We start from the raw sequence: 19,732 nt of genomic DNA, 5'->3' as shown, positions 1-19,732 counted from the left end.
GGCCGACGGTCTGCAAGAGACAGTGGAACAGGCGTAAGCGCCCTGCCCATTCAGAACGGTGTCTTCGACACTGCGTGATCTTTAACCCATGAGAAGCAAAGCCGGAACCCTTAAACCCGGACATTTCTATCTGGCCAGAAAGCGGACATCTGAATCTGGCCTCGACAGTGATGTTAGTCCAAAGTTCAGATGTCGCGTTTTCCCGCGCCCCCGTCAGTTGTAATCAAACAGTGCGCCGGAGTATAAATGTGCGGTCTGCCGTCGAAAGTGCCATGAGTGCGCCGGAGCATGAATATGCGGTTTGACGTCGACGGCACCACAACCGTATATCAATGCTCCTGACGTGCTCTGACCGCATACGATTGCTCCGCTCGAAACCTCACGGACGAACGCCGCATGGCTATACTCCGGCGCGTTTTTGTGCCATCAGCATAGAAACCGCATAGCTATGCTCCGTTCTCAGGCGTTCAAATTCTCTTAGGTACCGTCCTTCGGCTCTCGCCGTAGTGCATACCCCGACTACGCCGTCGTCTTGCGTACGAGTGCGGCAGACGGCAACGTCGATATTTTCTGCGGCAACTTGAACCGGACGTCCTGAGCCGCAGTCCGAGCGATAAAGCAACTCCGTGTACCATTCATCCGTAAGATCGATCGCGACTGACGGGTACCGGCTCCGACAGGCGTGCCAGATGTGATACACGGATCGACGAACGCGCCGACGCCCGTCACGACTTCGACCTTGCGCGCCTTCGCCATCCCGGCGAACCCGCCCGTCAGCTTCTTAAGGCGACTTCCAAGTTAGCGTCACGCGACATCTCGGCAACTTCGACGACGAGCGCGGTGTGCAGCGGCGCCCTCCGATCGACTACATCAACGTTCAGGCACACGCAGCGCAACGCCGAATATCGTTCGACTAGCACTATCTTCATGCCAGGATCGGCGGCGCACGCTTCTCAGAAAGCGGGAAATCCGATTAGTCTCGCGACGTGCTCCACCTTCCCGGGACCTGAAACATCCGCACCCACGCTCTCTTATTGCCATGCCGTGAGCTCCGAGGCATGCCCACACGCCCTCATGACGACTCTTCAAGTGCACTGAGCTCCGCGAGCGTTATAGGCTTTAGTGGGGGCCGCACGCGTTGGAAACCAACCGCAGCAACGGAGCGACATTGCGCAGATGCAAGCAAATTAGCAACGGTGTAGCCGCATTGACGACCCTGACACGGGCCCATGCCCGCGCGCGTGAACGCTTTTAGCTGGTTCGGACCCGGCTGGCCGAGCTGCGCGGCCAGCCGTACTTCGCCAGCGGTTACCTCTTCGCAGCGACAGACAATCGTCTCATCGGGCGGCGTGAAAATCTCCGTACGCGGCCGATAGATCGAATCAAGCAGAGGCCGCATCGCCAGCTCATGTCCGAGCCGCCGATGCAGCGGCGCTGCAAGCTCGCTTGCGCGCTCGACTGAGAGTGCGCCCGAGGAAAGCGCGACGCCGGTAGCAGCAAGTTCACCGCGTGTGCACGCGGCTTTCGCGCCGCCGATGCCGGCGCCGTCGCCTGCGACATAGAGACCAGTCATGCTGGTTTCACCCCACGTATCAACTTCGGGCTCAAAGCAAAGTTGTGCTTCGTTCCATCGATGGCTGCATCCCATCGCCTGAGTGAAGTGGATAGACGGCACGACGCCTTCATGAACCAGAAGAATGTCGGCAGCCACATCGCCCGACAGCCCGTTCTCGGTGCGATAGACAATCTGTTCAAGACGGCCGATACCGAAAGCGCGAAGGCTACTGACGTTTCGAACAATGGGGAACCCCCTCCCGCGCAATCTTGCCGACCACAGTAGCCCCTTAAGGAGATCATGCCAGCCGTCAACTGCACCACGTAGAGTCGGAAGGCCCCGACGGAGGGCGCCGCGGGGAGTCGTGTCAAGCCAACCTGCGATCCTACCGCCGGCGTCGAGCAACTGGGTCATGTAGAGCAGTGGCAATGGACCACTACCGGCTATCCAGACGGGTTGATCGGGTATCTGGTGAGCGCTTTTATGCAGAATCTGCGCGGCGCCGACTGTCATTACACCCGGAAGCGTCCAACCTGGGAAAGGCATGGGCCGTTCCTGTGCGCCCGTCGCTAGTAGCACATGGCGCGCGCGAATACTTTCGGCGCCATCCGCGCGGCTCAAAAAGACAATCCACTCCCCGGAACCGGCCGGTTTCCCTGGGCTAGGCGCTCGCTCGATCTGCCATACACGGGTCTCCGGCAGGTAGTGCGCACCGCATTCGCGAAAGTTCTGTACCACTGCCGCGCCTGCGCTGTACGCAGCGCCTAACCCTTGATGAACACCGCGTCGGACGTTTTCTTCGATGGCGCGCCATATCTGACCGCCCGGTGCCTGCTGTTCGTCTACGAGGATCGTGGTCATTCCAAGACGAGCAGAACGTATTGCGGCACTCATGCCGGCAGGTCCTGCACCTACAATCAGAATATCGAACGTTCGCATCACAAATGCACCTCACCACTAGGAAGATCGTCACTACCGTCTTCTGACTCAGCGATCGCCTCACTGAGATTGCGGCGACCGTGTTGGCGTTGGATGCGCATCCCGTCGCGCACGATCGTCAGACAGGTCTGCGTGGACGCTACACCATCGACGACAGCAAGACATTCGAAGCACACACCCATCATGCAAAAAGGTCCGCGTGGACTGCCGCTTCGCGGCGTGGTGCGAGCGACGGGGTTGTCCTCGCGCACGAGGACTGCCGCCACGGATTCGCCTCGCTCGGCGTTCACGCGCCTGCCGTCGATCGATACCGTGACCACGGCGTCCTCGGTGGGACTAGATAACTTGCGAAACATCGAAGCGCCTATGATGGAAGAACTCGAAGTTTTCTGGCAGTACGTTGCGCGCGAGAGCATCTGCAACTGGTCCAGCATGAACCGCCGCGAGGGTGATGCCGGAATGACAGAGTGCGATCCAGGCACCAGGATACGTTGAAGATTGTGCGTACACCGGATGCTCGTCCGGGGTGATGATGCGCAGACATGCCCAATGCCTAACAAGGCGAGCCATTGCAAGGTCCGGCAAAATTCGTAGGGCTCGCTTTGTCATCTTGGCGGCGGTGAAGGTAGTAGTACCGAGATCCATACCGACTTCCTCATGACTTACACCTATCATTACTGTACCGTCGCGAGTCTGGCGAATGCCGCTAGCGGGGAGGCGCAGAATTGGGTCGAGCCGTTCAGTGACCAGCAACTGGCCACGCAGGGGACGCAACGGGACGTCGAGCGCCACCATTGCCCCCAGGGCTGTGGAACCAAGCCCGGCCGCAATGATCAACTGTCCCGTTTCGAAACAACGCGGACCTGTCGAGGTTTGCACATGAACACGAAAACTACCGTCAGGACATGGCTCAATCTTTGACACCGTGTGATTGCCAGCTAGAGTGCCGCCACGTAACTCAATGGCTTGCTGCAGCGCCCGCAACAGCTTAAGCGGATTGCAATGGCCATCGGCAACGCCAATTCCAGCCCCCACCACTTCCCGCCCGAGCCGTGTACCAGGCAGCAGCCTTTCCAATACCGATCGATCGATCATGCGCGAACACGGGTCGATTTTCGGGCTTTGCGCATTCCAGCTCGCGAGGAATGCGGCTTCCTCTTCAAAATCCGCTTCGCTTAGGCAAAAGCGCAAGCAGCCATCGTTTTCATACTCGACATCAATGCCAGTTTCATCGTGCAGCGCTGTTGCGAAAGCGGACCAAAGTGCGACGCTCTCGCGTGACAGCTGCTGGTAGCGGGGCGCGCCATATCCCTTCCCGTATGCGCCGACAAGACCGAAATTCGCTTTCGACGCGCGCGGGTCGCAATCACCCCCGTCGAGCACAAGCGCACGCTTCCCTCGCCCCAGCATCCCGTGCGCCAATGCGCAGCCGACAACACCGCCGCCAACTATGACGACGTCATGGTTTTCGCGTATCAAGCCCGCCTCTTTTCCTGAATGATTTTGGTTAACTCTATGATCGTCGCAGCCAGGCGTCAAAGTCGAATTTCAAGTACGAGGTATTCTCAGCGGTTATGGTCCAAAACGCGGGCGCCCTCCGGTAGGCGATAGAGCTCCACGAAAAAACGTCGAGCGATTTCTCGAGCAACGCTCGCTCACCAGATTCTTCAACGAGGCGGTAGCCATCGCTGAGCGTACGGGCCGACTCTCAGGCAAACAAACCAGCGCGGACGACACGCTAAACCACGCGTGCCCACGGAATACGAGAATAGGGTGCGACGACCGCTTCCATCACGACAACAATCTCGGCAGCACGGGCGCTCACAAAAGCCCCAAACCCAGCAACGAGACGCCACACTCCATGATTGGTCCCAACGCATCACTTCATTGCCAAGGCGATACGATCAATGGACCGTGTTAGGCGGCCGTAGCTGACCGCGAATTTAGTCAGCCAACGAAACTTGGGGGGCGACAACAGGCAGATAGGTTCTTTCACTGTCGGTTTCGCCTCGTAGGCAACGGGCGACAGATACCCCAAAGTCGAATGCAAGCGTACAGCGTTGTATAATTCGCGCCGACCACACTCGACGCTCGAGTACGTCAGCCGAATGACGTTCGAGAAAAACTGGTTCGCCGCCCAAGAGGGGCGAGCCGCGCAAATCTCTCAGCTATGGGATTCGCCAAACAGGGGCAAGGTCATGATTCAATCAGCCACTGCCCGGCCGGCAGTCATGTTTGCCAGGTCTGAGCGCCCTCAATCCGTCTTCTCGCGAACGCTTCGTCTTCATGCCCGCATAAGGCATCCCGCACTATTTAGTGCACTCATCAGTACGATGATCAATTTCAGCGTTCTGCTAGGTTTGCTTTGTCGCCGACTCACCGAATATCTCCGTCCACGCCTCTTCCGCAACCTGTTTAGCGCATCGTTCATACTCCTGAACACGCTCGATGTTTTTCGCCAATCTCGCATGACAGAAATGAAAATACTCGGGAATATCGGGCTTGAACCGCCTGATATCTAAGCGACAGCTCATGTCGATCACAGATAGGGGATGTACCAAGGAAATCCCCAGTCCCGCCGAGACGAATTCACACAGGGTGGGCGTAGTTTCGCTTTCTAACACGACGTTGAGGTCGACGCCGTAGGAACGGATAGCGTCATTGAAAGCACTGGTCGTCCGGTTATCTGCCGCATATCCGATAAAAGGGATTCCCTCAATATGCTCGGGGGTGATAAATTCAAGTTGGCTCAGCGGGTGTCCTTTTGGCATGATGCAAACTAACGGGCTCTCCATGATAGGCGTCACCACCGAATTTGGGCTGCTCATCAAGCTCGTTGTGAATCCAACGTCCATCTGACGCGTGGCGACGCGATCCGACACAATGTTGGACGCTCGCATATGGATCGTCGGACGAACGTCTGGACACCGAGAGAGGAACATCATCGTCGCCCGCCTGATGAATGATCCGGATAATTCCGGAAGCACTCCGATAGCAAAGTGACTCATGTCCTTCCGCCGGATGATTGCGATCGCCTCTTCAATTTGTCTTAGACCCGCAAATACTCGATCGACTTCACCGTACAAGCGCATGCCTTGTGCCGTTGCAGTTAGTCGGCCTTTAACCCGTTCGAACAGTAGAAGACCTGTCTCCTCCTCAAGGTGGACCAGCAGTTTGCTCACGGCAGGTTGGGTCACGTGAAGAACCTCGGCCGCTCGACTCACCGTGCCTTGCTCGATGAGAGCTTTAAATGCCTCTATCTGCCGTAGTTGAATTTGTCTTTTCATATGCCGGTTGCTTTTTCTAATGTCATTCCCAGACTAGGAAAATGCTGATTAATGTGCGGCCCGTTCGGCATGCAGAAGAACAGGCGTCGAAATTTCCGGATAACGAATCGAATCGGCGCTCATTTCGGTGAATTTGGCTCGTAAACGAGCCTCCTGGTTTCCTCGCGCTTGTCTACGCCGATGTAGCCCGCGTCGCCGATCTGTCCTTTTGAAGCTGTGAAGAACGCTTGTTCTGACGGTCGCAGCGTTTACCCGGCACCGCTGAGCGTCCCTGCTAGCAGTCACTTCCATATGCAACCCATTTTCAGCTCCTTGAATGCCGGGTAGACAATGCAACTCGCTCGCTGTATGCAACGGTAGCCACAGCTTGCGGACGATCCTCAACAAGCTGAGACATTTTTGTCATTTCTTACATCGATGACCGATGAGTTTCCGAACTACGCGGGCTACACAAATGCCGTTTTTAAACGAACTGGATCTCCGACAAGCTTTCCGTCAAACCACGCATGTCGCCTCGTCTGGCGTCCGAAATGGCCCCGACCACACTGTTCTGCTGCTCGGGAGTGGCAACGAAACGCGTGGCCTGTCGAAACTTATCCTCGAGTTTATCCCACGGAAGACCGTTGTCCTTCGGGAAGGTTACAGGTGAAACAAAGCGCTGATCCCCGCATGTGACCGTGACACGGGCCGGCAGCATGCCGCTTTCCGTATAGATCTTGTCCAGCTCCGGACTTAGCGAAAGCTCCACCTTGTGTGAAAGCGCAGTGACAGAGGGATTGTTTAGAACATCGCCAGTCAGTGGCAACAGAGCCTCGTGACCGTAGTGCGCGACCAACGCGAGACAATATGGATGACTATACTGAACATCCATTATATCTCTAGGTTCTTTCCAGTTCGAAATGCGTAAGGCCGGCCCGTATGTTTCGACCTCAATCCTGTCGATACTTCGACCCACTAACCGATGTTCATTGATCAGCTCGATTAATGCATCAAGCGCACCGTGTAGATGCCTGCAACAGCAATACGGCTTAAAGCCCGTCGTGCGAATGTACTGGTAGGAACCGAGGTCTAGATCGTTCGGAAAATTGTAGTAACGCGTTGCGTCCAAGATATTGCGGGCGCCGTGAAATCCGTTCTGCGCTGATGCAAGCGACTCCAAGCCGGTCACGACAGCCCACGTGATGCCCTCCTTGACATGGTTTGGCTCGGGATGCGGTTTTCGGGGAGCGGGAGCGCTCGCCAACGACTGATTGGGTGCACTTTCCCCAGCAATCGCCAAAGCGTGTTCAATCACCTCGCGGGAGGACCGGCGAAGCGCCGCAGCCGTTGCGACGACCGCATAAGGAGCCCACGTACCACTACTTCCGTAGGCGCGCGCAGCGCTAATCGCTGTACCCACTTCATAACCGATGACAATCGCATTTAATAGCTCTCCCAAGGTGGCTTTCGTCTCTTTGGCAACGGCAATGGCTGTTGGAATGACGGCGGCTCCAGGATGGCCCCGAGATGCCGGCGTGTCATCGTCGAGGTCTAGCGCAGAGCCGGCGGCACTGTTTGCCCAAGCAGCTCCAATGACGGAACTGGTCTCTCCCGTAAACCAAATAGGAATGTCGCCAGGAGGTCGCGTTTCGTGAGCCGTCTTTCGGATCGCAAGGGCCCCCGCCTGCCCAACTCCAGCGCCAACAGCACTGAGCAGATCCAGGATACATTTGAGCGCAAATTCCAGCGACTCTTCTGGAGCTCGATTTTCCCGCGCCTCCACGATATAAGCGGAAAATTTTTGGACGATCCCGCCTTGGGGATAACGCTCGTCCTCGATCACATTAGTCGTCATGGTGCCTCGATAACATCAATTGAACATTTCGAACTTGATAGTTGGCTGCAAGTGACACTTTAATGCGCAACACCGCGATGTCCACCCGCGATCCCGTTTTGCTGTCGGCCTGCCATAATCGACGCAGCCGGACACTCTTCAAACATCAAGCCGTCGGCCATGAGAAAAAAGCTGTACACAGGGGCCAACTACCCTCGTGTACCCGGACGGAGCCGCCCGTAACGGGACAATGTCGGTTCGTGCCGTCAGGCCACTTCTACGTCGTCGAACTGTTGATGCGTTCATGGCCGACGGACACCGTACCGAAGTGCTTAATGCATGGCCGCTGCAGCAGAAGATCCGAACGTGCCGCGATCGCGTCTCTTCGGACTAATCCGCCTTTCGATCATGAATATGACTCTGCTGATAAGAAAGTTCATGCTGAGATATATGCAGCCAGCTATCAGAAATACCTCTAGGGGGCGGTAGCTCTCAGAGATGATTTGCTTAGCCACTCCTGTCACTTCGACTATGGTGATTGTCGACGCAAGTGACGTTGACTTGATCATAATCATAAGTTCGCTTCCATAAGCTGGTAGTGCTTGCCGCATTGCAATCGGGAAGACAATTCTGCGGAATAAAAGGACGCTCGACATGCCAATTGACCGCGCCGCTTCAATTTGTCCCCATGGTACTGACTGAACACCACCACGAATGATTTCGCTGGTGTATGCCGCAGTGTTCAGCGACAGAGCTAAAATCGCACAAAACCACGCATCGCGAAATAGCGCCCACAGGCCGAGGTGTTCCAAGACAATTCTAAACTGCCCCGATCCGTAATAAATCAGGAACATTTGCACCAGAAGCGGCGTGGACCGCACTACATATACGTAACCATACCCGAGAGAAGCCAAAATTCTACTGTGTGAAAGCCGAGCCAATGCAACTGGGACCGCAAGCAGGAAACCAACAAAAAGCGACACGGAAGCCAATGCGACGGTCGCAGGAACCGCCGCAAGAAGCTTGGGAAACGACTCATATATCAGCTGAAAATCCATCACCGACTCCTTACGCCGCGGTTAGCCCACTTCTCTGCTCTCAGAAATCCCTGGTTAGAAATCGAAGAAAGCAAAAGGAAAATCACGAAGGCGACCAGATAAAACGTGAACGGTTCTTTGAAAGATCCAGCTCCGATGGCAGCTGTGCGCATGATTTCAACCAACCCAACGACGGAAATGAGTGAGGTATCCTTTAAGGCCAGTTGCCAGACATTCCCCAGACCGGGCAAGGCGAATCTCGCGGCCTGTGGGATAAGAATCCGACGAAGTAGCACTGCCCGCTCCAATCCCATTGCCACTGCCGCTTCAATTTGTCCTGTTGGAATGGCTATGACCGCCGCCCGTATGACCTCTGTCGCATAGGCGCCGGCACTGATGCCGATGCAGAGCACACCGACTGCGAACACGGGAAGTTCTATATAACCTTCGAAGCCGAAAACAGCGTTCGCGACATAGCGGAGCAACGTATCCCCACCAAAGAACACCAGAAAAATTATCAGCAGCTCGGGAATTCCGCGTACGACCGTCGTATAGACGTCAGCTAGAATACGCAGCAAACTGAAGCGAGAGAGTTTTGCCGCGGCAAAAACCGAGCCGAGCAAAATGCCGACGGGAAATGAACACACCGCGACGGCAACGGTCATAAGGGTGCCACGCGCAAATTCATCAACCCACGCTGTGCTTCCCCATGCGAGCACTGAAATATTCACTTTCATTCCCCATCAAATTGAGTTCGGCTATGCATAAACGACCGTATTCACTTACCTATTCCTTCGGCGAATTGTCGAAGCCGAACCACTTGATGGCAAGTCTGCGCAGGCTGCCATCCGAAATTGCTTCCCCGATCGCCTTGTCGAACATCGCACGTAGTTGATCGTCATTTTTGCGAAATCCAGCGGCCACTCGGCTGCCGAACGGCCCGTTCGTCATACTGGGGCCAAATGTCCGCAGGTTCTTGCCGTCGGGCTTGTCCATCAACGGCTTGAGGAAATTGAACGAAACCATTCCCGCATCAATTCTCCCAGCCGTCAAGTCGAGCATCATGTTATCCGTGGTGTCATATGTCGAAACTCTCACGGTCGGCATGAACTTCTTCATGAACGTCTCAAAGTTGCTGCCCACCTGTACCCCAACGGTTTTTCCCTTCAGAGCGGAGGTGATTTTTTTTATCGCTGACTCCTCATCGGCATCAAATTTGTCCAGATTCAGATTTGATGGCGATATTTTGAGAGCGGTTAGATCGCTCGCCGATGTGGTGACGAAAACCATCGGAGTGGTTACGTACGGCCTGGAAAATGAGATAACCTTTTCTCGGGCGGGTGTAATCCCAATTGCAGCCATAATTGAATCGAACCGACCAGACAAAAGAGAGGGAATTAGGCTGTCATAGGCCTGATCGACGATTTCGCACTGCAATCCCATCCGTCGGCACAAGTCGCTAGCTACATCGATCTCAAAGCCAACCATCTTGCCGCTCTTGTCCTTGAAGGCATACGGAGCATACGAAGCTTCGGTACCGATCGTGATTCTCTTGTACTCCTTGGCCATAACAGCGTCGCAGAGCATCAATGCAGCAGACAGCATTCCAATAAGCGCGCCGATTTTCAGGAACTTCATGAGCATCTCCTGGACTATGTCCTATCTTCTTCGTTCTACGATTCTCGGAATTTCAATATCGCGTTTTAAGTCAGTCAAAGTACACGCGAGAGAAATTCACGACATCTCGGCGATGCTGGATTTTTGAAAACCTCTTCTGGCGTCCCTTCTTCCTCAATGCGTCCCCTTTCAAGAAAGATCATCTTGTTGGAGACATCACGAGCAAAACCCATCTCATGAGTCACGACTATCATAGTGCGCCCCTCTTCCGCCAACTTCCTGATGACTTTCAGCACTTCTCCCACTAATTCGGGATCGAGTGCGGAGGTCGGCTCGTCGAAAAGGAGCGCAGCCGGTTGCATCGCGAGCGCACGCGCGATGCTTACCCGTTGCTGCTGCCCACCAGACAACTCGGATGGGTAACACGCGTGCTTGTCCGCAACGCCAACTTTCCCAAGGAAATCCATTGCCCTATCGCGCGCTTCGTTCTTTGGCAGCTTCAGCACATGGACTGGCCCTTCCATCACATTTTGCAGCACGGTCATATGGGACCACAAATTGAAGCCCTGGAAGACCATACCGAGTTGCGTGCGCATCTGGTCAACTTTCTTGCGATCCATCCCGACGACGCGACCGGTTGCGTCGGTTTCCACGCTGATCTCGCGCTGCCCCACCGCGATGCGGCCTCTGGTAGGGACCTCAAGGAGATTCATGCATCGCAAAAACGTACTTTTTCCCGACCCAGAACTACCAATTAACGAGATCACGTCGCCCCGCTCAGCCTGAAGCGAGACCCCTTTGAGCACTTCGTGAACGCCGTAACTTTTGTATATGCCATCGGCTACGAGAGCCGGTGTTTTATGGCCCACCATGCCGATCGTGGTCCCGCCCGCCTCTGGGGTCATTGACAAGGCGTAACTCGCAGATTGGTACGCCGATCGAAGTGCATTAACCACCTTCATCTCATCTCCTCATGACTGAACATCTCAGGTTTGACATTTACGTCAACCTGAGAAGGATTATCGTTATAGATATTAATTAAACGTTGTACTGCCTTGCGCTGTCGGACCTGCAATGAACGCTGTGGAAGCGCCAAGCACACTCGACGGACGAAAAAAGGCGGCCGCCGGTCGTTCGCTCGATTTACGCCCGTCTCAGCGCCGAGCGATTGCGGATAAGCTCAGAATACGTATGCCCAAATTGGGTGTCAAAGTCGAGTTGAGACACGATGGTATTCCTGCGGGTTATACCTACCTTGCGTTACATCGGGCACGCTTGCGGGTCGCACGAGCGCATGTTGAGGTTGCGTCCCAAGACTTCGGTCGCGTGCCCGTTCTGGATTTGGCACGATTTGCACCACGTACGCAATGCGAGCATTCTGATGTCAAGGAGACCGCCGCACGCCTCGGAAAATGGCCATCTCCAGGAGCCAACCCATCACAGAACCTCCCGTGATTGAGCCCCTTTTACTCTTCGATCCAATTTAACGCTCGTTTGAGCGTCGAAATTGTTCCAAGGTTTTCGTTTGCCTTCGGCGGATCGGCAGGGCGCCCGCAATTTGACTACCAATGTCATAAGCGACCCAATGATCTCTTGACGGGCGAGGTAGGCGCTGGCTTGCCTCGGACTGCCAGCGATGCGGCAATAATGCGGCGATGGGCTGGCCCTCGTGGGCAGGCGCGTGAGGATGTCCTTGAGATTGCGTGCGGGTCTTGCCTATTGAGTTGCGCGAAGCGTAGTAAGCCACCGGCCGATACGCGCATCTTCGCCGGCGGCAAAGCGCACGAAGCTCACACGGCTGTAGCCGAGGCGGCATACCACTTGCCCCGATATGTCCCTCTAACGTAAATACCCCCGGTGCGTAGTCGAGCTTCTCCCGGATGTCCTCGCCGATTCGCACGCATTTCATCACCGAAACGGTGATGAGGCTAACCTCAATCCTTGAAGTTATCCCCCCAAAAAATCATATTATTAGAGCTTCTTAGGCATTCGGACGCGCAATACTCTTTTCGAACGAAGTACTCATACAGGCCTTTAACGGCTCCAAGTCAGCTTTTGAGCGCAGTTCTTCAACCGCGGCGAGCAGTTGCTCTTGCTGCGCACCAGTGGCGTGAAACCGCGTCGCCGCAACGTACTTTGCCTTGAGTTCTTCCCAAGAGAGGGAGTCACCGGCTTCGCCGCGTGGCTCGGTAACCTCCGACACATACCGACGTCCCCCGCACACGATTGTGACTCGCGCGAGTGTTCTGGCAGGGAATTGGTTATCAATTTCGGCGTCGACCGTTAGCGAGACCTTGTTGGCGAGTGCGCTCACTCCCTCGTAAGTTAAGCAGTCTATCGTGAGGGGCAAAAGCGACTCTCGTCCCGCGAGGGCGGCGAGGGCCACGCAATAAGGGATGCTGTACTGAACGTCAACAAGGGTAGCTGGGCAGGTCTGATTCGCGATGCGCAGCGCCCCGCCGTACGTCTCGATGTCGATCGCCTCAATCGTTTTCGCGTCGAGTCGATATTGCTCGATCAGCCTCAGGGTGGCTTCCAAGGGCGGGTGAACGTGCCGACAGCAGCAATAGAGCTTGTAGTAGGCGTTGCAGATATGCAGAGACTCCCCGAGGGGCGATACGTCGGCAAACCTATAGAGCAGACCGCTGTCAAGTATGTTCCGGGGACCGGTGAACCCGCCTTCTGCGAGATCGAGCGCGAGCATCCCGGTCACTACGGACCATGGTATGCCCTCCTTAATGTCGCTGCTCTCCGGTGTTGGGAAGGAGAGCGGTGGCGCGCTCATGAACAACGAATTGGGCGCGCTTTCGCCTGCGATAGCCAACGCATGCTCGACAACACGACACGAGGCACACCTCAAGGCCGCGGCTGTTGCGACAACTGCGTAGGATGACCACGTACCTGTCGTACCGTATGTTGTACGGGCCGCAGCGATCGATACGCCGACTTCATAACCGATGACGATTGACGCGATCAAATCTTCCAGCCCGGCTCCCATTTCAGCCGCAACCGCAAAGGCCACCGGAATGACCGCCGCGCCCGGGTGCCCGCGCGCGCGTCGATGCCCGTCGTCGAGATCCAGCATCGACGCAGCCGCGCTATTCGCCCACGCAGCACCGACGACCGAACTGCCTGTTCCCGTGAACCACATCGGTATATCGCCCGATCCCAGATATTTACATGCTGTCGCGCGAATCGCGACAGCACCTGGCTCGCTAGCCCCTGCCCCCACCGCGCATAAGAGGTCGAGGATGCGTTTTAGCGCAGATTCCCTGGCAACCCCGGACACCCGCCTACCGCGAGCTTCGACGACATAAGATGCAATACGATGAATCGTGCTTTGCTGCAGAGAAAGCTCGTCATCAGGCGGAGGATTGTTCATGACGTTCCAGAATTATGTGACCGACCAAACGTGCGTAACGCACAAATCCATGTTCAAAATGATTGCACCGCGTGCGACCGCCCAGGGATCCGATGGAAGCCCTTGGTCGTCGCCACGGATACGACGGACGGGTCGTAACGTCTCCAAGGGGACTCGAAGCTTTGTCAATGAGCATGCGAGTACTTGCCGTGAAAAATCGGAATGCCGCTTTTCGCAAGTAACCCGAACCGACCACCTCTGGCAACATCTACGCCGATCTGCGACGCCCGACCGTCCTTAATAACAATTGTGCGCTGATGCTACTGCCAACCCTCCCGATGCTCACTCGAGTGACGAGACATGTTAGGCGCGTCTCGTCGAAAAATCAAAGTCCGATTTTCAAACGTCAACATTCCAGAAGGTTATAGCGCTGCATTGCTTTCTCCCGAGCATTTAACGAAATGCAGGGTCTATTGGCGAGTACATCGTCTCTGCATAAACGCCAGAAAGGGGCGGGGATATGTCGGTGCACTACGGACGGGATGCCGTTTTTGTCCGGGACCGAAGCCCCTTTCCACGCGCAGCGTACCGAATGATGCACTGATCTCGACGTCCAGCGCGGGAGATCACGAAGCTGCAGACGGTGCTCAAACGATGAAGACAAATGGCTTGGAGCAAAGGTGCGAGACGAACTGCCTGAGTTGCTCGCTTCCCTAAAGGCAACTCCGCACCCATAACCTCCCAGAATACATCCACGATCAAACCGGACTTTGACACGAGATTTTTGCCTCTCTATTCTGAGCCCCATTAGCTTTGCTTCTCACTGGATAAGACGGAACGTGCCTTTTCTGCCGCAGTTTGATGCAGCCAATAAGAGCCTTTACAAGGACAAACGCTTGTCTTGCAACCGATAGTGTTTTCGCACGTAAGAGCATCGCATTGAGCACCAAAACCCACCACACTCAATGTAGTTTTGCAGATCGATGCTATCTCATATGCGAAGAACGTGTAGGTAACGTTTCGTTTGCCCTCTCCAAAAAGCGATGGGTTTTGGCGTGGCTGAGAAACTTAGTACATAACCGCCTAGGTCGTGCACGGCCAGTGGACTATTTCAAGGTAGAAGGCACATGCAAGTGACAATCGTGGGAGCCGGCGCAATCGCTTTGGGTTATGCGGCGTATCTCATACAGAATGGACATAGACCGAAAGTTTGGTCTCCATCGGGAGCCCGGACTGCAGACTTCGTTGCTGGACTCCCCCTTCACGTGAAGGGAGCGGTCGAGGGAGAGTTCTACTTGGAAGTCTGCGGGAAAGCGGAAGATGTTGGCGACGCCGATGTCATTATTTTGGCATTGCCGGCCTACGGATACCGATTCGTCCTCGACAGCATCATCCCTCATATCCGCGCACACCATAGCGTAATCATCAGCGCTCATCTTTCATTTGCCGCTCTCTACATTTCCCAGCGCCTTGCGGCGCGGGGGCTCGTCATCCCCATAGCAGCTTGGAGCACCACGGTGCTAACGTGCAAGACTCAGTCTGCGAGAGCTATCACGGTAGGCACGATCCGCGCCAAGGTCGACATGGCCGCATTTCCAACTCGCCACATCCACCGCATTCATACCACTTGCGTTTCACTCTTCGGAGACCGGTTCGCACTGAAGGACGACATGCTGACGCTGACGCTCAGCAACATTAATCCGCAAGATCACATGGGTATTGCGCTAGCCAACTTGACCCGTATTGAGAAGGGCGAAAGCTGGAGCCAAAACTCCAATCTGACACCAACAGTCGGGAGGCTCCTTGAGGCTCTAGACCAAGAGAGACTTACCATCGCAGCAGCATTCGGAAAGTCAGTGAGAACGACCTTTGATCATTGCAGGCTGTCTTTTGGCGTGGTTGGTGACTCACTTTCGGCAATATCGGAGCAACTGGTCCGGCAAGGGAGTGATCCGCGCGGCCCGACAGACATCGCCACACGCTACGTGCTCGAAGACGTGCCGTTCGGGTTGGTACCGACGCTTCGACTCGCCGAGCTGGCCGGGGTGAGAGCACCCTTGCACGAGGGCGGCGTGGTAATTCTCGGCGCTTGTTACGGTCGGGACTTTGTGGCGGACAACGACATTCTTCCCGAGATTGGACCGCTTCAAATCGACACCCTCAAGAGGCTTGTGGTCGACGGCTATGCCGTTCCAACCTAGATGCCATTACATCCGGCGCGGCGCTCGATAAGCGTCCGAGTCCGACGCCACCGACGCAATAAAAGCAGAAGTACTATGCCGCAAATCCAGACCTGGAGTTTATGAGAAACAAAAATGAAGATTAAAACGCTACTGGTCGCCTTGTGCGCAACGTGCATTCCATGTGCGGCATTCGCGTACGATGGAAAGGAACTTAAGTTCGGAGTCGACAGCGCTTACCCGCCATTTGAGTCGAAAACCCCGAGTGGCGAGCTCGTTGGATTTGACATCGATCTGGGTAATGCAATTTGCGCGAAGCTCAAGGTGAAGTGCGTCTGGGTTGAAAACTCGTTCGACGGCATGATTCCCGCGTTGCAGGCCCGCAAGTTCGACGCGATCAATTCGTCAATGTCGCAGACCGGGAAGCGCGCGAAGGCAATCGATTTCAGCCACAAGATATACGCCAACTTCGAAGCGCTGGTTGTAAGGGGCGGCTCGGCTCTGGTGGCAATGCCCGAATCGCTCAACGAAAAGCATATCGGAGTCTTGCAGGGAAGCACACAGGAAGCCTATGCACGGAAGCATTGGACGAATGGAGTTGACATTGTGCCCTACCCTTCGCAAGACCAGGTGTGGAATGACCTCGCGGGTGGGCGGCTCGATGCGGCACTGGTTTCGAAGCCGACGGCTGAGTCGGGATTCCTGAATACTGCGCAGGGTCGTGATTTCGGTTTCGCGCGAGGTCCGGCCATCCACGACGCCGCCATCTTCGGTCCCGGCGTCAGCATCGGTGTGAGAAAGGGTGACAGAGCCCTGCTCGAAGCAATCAACGGTGCGATCGACAGTCTCCGCAAGGACGGGACGTATGACCGAATTGCAAAGAAGTACTTCACGTTCGACATTTACGGCGGTTAATCGACGTCAACTGCCCAGCAAAACAGACCGCGTGCCCGACCCAGGGTTGCGCATAAAAAAGCATCGAGACACACAATATAAGGTTTGGAGACCTCAATGAAAATCAAACTTCTTGCAGCTTTCGTGATGTCAGCCGCCGCAGCTCCCGCAATGGCCCAAAGTACGGTGACGCTCTACGGTCTGATCGATGAAGGAATCAACTATACGAATAACGTCGGTGGCCACAAACTGTTCGAGCTCCAGAGCGGTACGGTCCAGGGGAGTCGTTGGGGCTTGAAGGGAGCGGAGGATCTCGGCGGCGGTCTCAAGGCAGTTTTCCAGTTGGAGAGCGGCTTTAATGTCAATAATGGCAAGCTCGGTCAGGGTGGCCTGATGTTTGGGCGACAGGCGTGGGTCGGCGTCGCATCCAACCAATACGGGACGGTTACTCTCGGTCGACAGTACGACTCCGTCGTCAACTATCTGGCTCAAACGACGGCGAATGGCACATGGGGCGGGGGCATGTTCTCCCATCCGTACGACAACGACAACACGGACAACACCTTCCGTGTCAACAATACTGTCAAGTACACAAGCCCCGAGATTGCTGGCTTTAAATTTGGCGGCACGTACGGCTTTAGCAACGACACCAACTTCGCCAACAATCGCGCGTACAGCATGGGCGTCCAATACGTCGTAGGCGGCCTGCTGCTGGAAGCCGCCTATCTGCAGGCGAACAACCAGTCGTCCACCGCCGGTGGTGCAATCGGGAACAATCCCGCTGCGGATGAAAATTTTCTGGGGAACAAGCTGCGCATCTTCGGCGCGGGGGCAACCTACACGTTTGGTTCGGCCAACGTGGGCATCTCGTATTCGAATACCTTCGTCGCCAATCCGGTGTCTTCGGGATACGTCGGCAAGATTACGCCAGCCTCGGGCACGCTTTCCAACCTGCGTTACCAGAATTTCGAAATCAACGGCAAGTACCAGTTCACGCCAGCCTTCTTCGTCGGGGCGATGTATACGTACACCCTGAGCGGTTTCAACGCCACCACTGGAAAGCTAAAGCCGAATTACGAAACTGCGGGGCTGATGGCTGATTACTCACTGTCAAAGCGCACGGACGTCTATGTACAGAGTGCGTATCAGCACGTCGGTGGTGACCGTACTGGCAGCGCCCTCGACTTCGCCTTTGTGCCGGTGGCCGATGACGTATCGTCGAATCGCAATCAGGTGGTTGCACGCGTCGGCCTGCGTCATAAATTCTAAACCGGCCAGATATCGCTCGATTGACGTTCGTCCACGTTCCGAGCGAACCTGTTGGGCGGCGCCTTGCGCCAGCCCAGTTCCTACAGAAGCGGAGAGCGTCCTCACCAGCGCACCCACATGCCGGCCCTCCGCGGTGATCTCCTGCGAGTGATGTTTGCGCTTGCACATGTAGGCGCGCGTTCGTCGCATCAGCGCGTGCCTGCGTCGGCCCTTTCTTCGGCGCCCAACTGCCATAGGGTGATGGAACTGCTCAACCATATCCCGCCCCGCCTGACGATGCTGAAGCAAACTACTACCGGCAATTCAATAATACTGTTGCAGCCGGTATCGACTTAAACCAAGCGGCCTCCAGGATTCCGAAGGCGATTCGATTTACCCGATGGATCCGGTCACTTCTTAGTAGCCGAAGCTAACGGCAATCGGAAAGTCGCGCTATCTACGAATCGCAAAAGCTCCGCCTTCGACATGTGGTCTACACCGAGGCGCTTCAGATTACGGCCAGTTTGAAAATAGTTAACGCCGTTGATGGAGGAAGCGATTTCGATCACGGCTTTGATTGCCCGAGACTCTATGCCCACTCTGGCGCCGAGTTCGTACCAAGGGACCAAGATATATGGAATATCCTCACATATATATCTATGTTGCATACGATCAGGCGTTTTGACCTTCGTGGAGTTATGAGTTTTGGATTGGAAAGCGAAATCGGAGAAGTTGGAACAATCTCCGCCGTAAAAGCCGATCATTTCCTCGAGGACTGTCGGCAGTCGAAAACCGAAAGCCTCTCCGATTTTCAATCGCTCATTGTCCAACGCCTCTACGACCCTTCCGACCGAGGGTGAGATCCCATCACGATAGAAGAAAAAATCTCCTCTTGTGCTTTCTATCCATCCCGTATTCAAAATACCCCCGACAGGATGGATGACACCATTATTCGACTGCATTCCAATTGCGAAAATGTTATCCCACCACAAGAGCCTTTCCGGAAAGATTGCGGTGATTTGCGATAACTGTTTCTCATCCATGGCGTTCGAAAAAGCAGCAATCGGCAAACAATTCTTAATTCCAGTGATCCGGACTTCGCCGTCCCTGACCGACGACGCATAGGGCGAGGAATTTGTCTCTAGAACTGCCTGCGGGTTTAGCTCTCTTGAACCCATTGGGGAAAAGAAATTGGCATTATTGACTATGATGACATGTCGACTCAAATCGAAACCTTTTAGATCACCAATGAGATCGTCATGCGCGTATGCTGGAAGAGCAATCACGAGAAAACGCGAGAAGTTTACGGCCTCATCCATATCAGTAGTTACAGTCGGATAAAACTCACCCGTGATAGCCATGCTAGCCAACAAGCGACCGTTCACTCGGATCGCATCAATATTACGACGATGATCTGGATTCCCGTAAAGGAGAACCTCGAATCCACGACTAGCCAAATCGGCCGCGAAAGCGCATCCACAATTTCCGGCGCCGATGATTGAAACTGGAAACCTTAATGACATGTCCTCTCCGCATAAACAAACAGAAGTTTTCTGTGACGCCACCCAATATTGCGACGTCATGCAAGGCTGAACGTCGATCAGTAGTTGTGCGTTAGCGCGACGACGGCACGCAACGAACGTGCCACCGCGGAACGAGGCCACCTCTTTAAACGCATCGGGTTATACACAATTTCCAGCGTGACCGCCGACACGTAACTTCTGCAATGTCTTGGCAGCGATATGAACCTCTTTGAGTCCCAGCCAAATAGCTTTCGCGCCGGGTTCGCCATCGCCCTTGC

At 55.2% G+C, this 19,732-nt stretch carries 14 protein-coding genes and 1 pseudogene; 3 read left to right on the top strand and 12 right to left on the bottom strand.

What is annotated here, in order from left to right:
• Positions 1-699: 699 nt before the first annotated feature.
• The 11 genes and pseudogenes from F6X37_RS37345 to F6X37_RS33365 all read right to left on the bottom strand — a co-directional run.
• Positions 700-944: pseudogene (locus F6X37_RS37345) on the bottom strand (dihydrolipoyl dehydrogenase); the annotation flags it as partial.
• A 128-nt stretch (positions 945-1,072) separates the two neighbouring features.
• Positions 1,073-2,494 (bottom strand): NAD(P)/FAD-dependent oxidoreductase, encoded by a 1,422-nt coding sequence (locus F6X37_RS33410; protein WP_187614247.1) that lies wholly within the window; start codon positions 2,492-2,494, stop codon positions 1,073-1,075.
• A complete protein-coding gene (locus F6X37_RS33405; protein ID WP_316252020.1) occupies positions 2,494-2,814 on the bottom strand; it encodes a (2Fe-2S)-binding protein in 321 nt (106 codons plus the stop codon). The genes F6X37_RS33410 and F6X37_RS33405 overlap by 1 nt, the downstream gene beginning before the upstream one ends.
• Positions 2,815-2,830: 16 nt before the next feature.
• A complete protein-coding gene (locus F6X37_RS33400) occupies positions 2,831-3,973 on the bottom strand; it encodes an NAD(P)/FAD-dependent oxidoreductase (protein ID WP_222945021.1) in 1,143 nt (380 codons plus the stop codon).
• 875 nt (positions 3,974-4,848) lie between these two features.
• Positions 4,849-5,781: a LysR substrate-binding domain-containing protein gene (locus tag F6X37_RS33395; protein WP_090811254.1), complete on the bottom strand. Its 933-nt coding sequence runs from the start codon at positions 5,779-5,781 to the stop codon at positions 4,849-4,851.
• A 463-nt stretch (positions 5,782-6,244) separates the two neighbouring features.
• Positions 6,245-7,615 carry an MmgE/PrpD family protein gene (locus F6X37_RS33390; RefSeq protein ID WP_187614245.1) on the bottom strand — a complete coding sequence of 457 codons (1,371 nt, stop codon included), beginning with the start codon at positions 7,613-7,615 and terminating at the stop codon, positions 6,245-6,247.
• 311 nt (positions 7,616-7,926) lie between these two features.
• On the bottom strand, positions 7,927-8,652 hold the full coding sequence (locus tag F6X37_RS33385; RefSeq protein WP_187614243.1) for an ABC transporter permease: 726 nt from the start codon (positions 8,650-8,652) through the stop codon (positions 7,927-7,929).
• Positions 8,652-9,368 carry an ABC transporter permease gene (locus tag F6X37_RS33380; protein WP_222945020.1) on the bottom strand — a complete coding sequence of 239 codons (717 nt, stop codon included), beginning with the start codon at positions 9,366-9,368 and terminating at the stop codon, positions 8,652-8,654. The genes F6X37_RS33385 and F6X37_RS33380 overlap by 1 nt, the downstream gene beginning before the upstream one ends.
• A gap of 49 nt (positions 9,369-9,417) precedes the next feature.
• On the bottom strand, positions 9,418-10,269 hold the full coding sequence (locus tag F6X37_RS33375; RefSeq protein WP_187614241.1) for a transporter substrate-binding domain-containing protein: 852 nt from the start codon (positions 10,267-10,269) through the stop codon (positions 9,418-9,420).
• Positions 10,270-10,343: 74 nt separating this feature from the next.
• Positions 10,344-11,120 (bottom strand): ABC transporter ATP-binding protein, encoded by a 777-nt coding sequence (locus F6X37_RS33370; RefSeq protein ID WP_187614248.1) that lies wholly within the window; start codon positions 11,118-11,120, stop codon positions 10,344-10,346.
• A 1,109-nt stretch (positions 11,121-12,229) separates the two neighbouring features.
• Positions 12,230-13,630: an MmgE/PrpD family protein gene (locus F6X37_RS33365; protein ID WP_187614239.1), complete on the bottom strand. Its 1,401-nt coding sequence runs from the start codon at positions 13,628-13,630 to the stop codon at positions 12,230-12,232.
• 1,106 nt (positions 13,631-14,736) lie between these two features.
• On the opposite strand from F6X37_RS33365, the gene F6X37_RS33360 reads away from it, so the two are divergent.
• From F6X37_RS33360 to F6X37_RS33350, 3 genes are all read left to right on the top strand, one after another.
• Positions 14,737-15,810 carry an NAD/NADP octopine/nopaline dehydrogenase family protein gene (locus tag F6X37_RS33360; protein WP_187614237.1) on the top strand — a complete coding sequence of 358 codons (1,074 nt, stop codon included), beginning with the start codon at positions 14,737-14,739 and terminating at the stop codon, positions 15,808-15,810.
• 114 nt (positions 15,811-15,924) lie between these two features.
• Positions 15,925-16,704, top strand: coding sequence for an ABC transporter substrate-binding protein (locus F6X37_RS33355; protein WP_187614235.1), 780 nt, complete (start codon positions 15,925-15,927; stop codon positions 16,702-16,704).
• A gap of 96 nt (positions 16,705-16,800) precedes the next feature.
• Complete coding sequence (locus tag F6X37_RS33350; RefSeq protein WP_187614234.1) at positions 16,801-17,952, top strand: porin; 1,152 nt, start codon at positions 16,801-16,803, stop codon at positions 17,950-17,952.
• Between the two features lie 389 nt (positions 17,953-18,341).
• On the opposite strand, the gene F6X37_RS33345 is transcribed toward F6X37_RS33350, so the two are convergent.
• Positions 18,342-19,454 (bottom strand): NAD/NADP-dependent octopine/nopaline dehydrogenase family protein, encoded by a 1,113-nt coding sequence (locus F6X37_RS33345; RefSeq protein ID WP_187614233.1) that lies wholly within the window; start codon positions 19,452-19,454, stop codon positions 18,342-18,344.
• Between the last annotated feature and the right edge of the window lie 278 nt (positions 19,455-19,732).

The organism is Paraburkholderia sp. 31.1, assembly GCF_014397645.1.
Lineage (GTDB): Bacteria > Pseudomonadota > Gammaproteobacteria > Burkholderiales > Burkholderiaceae > Paraburkholderia > Paraburkholderia tuberum.
Note: the sequence above shows the minus strand (reverse complement) of the source record. Positions and strands in the feature narration are given on the sequence as shown.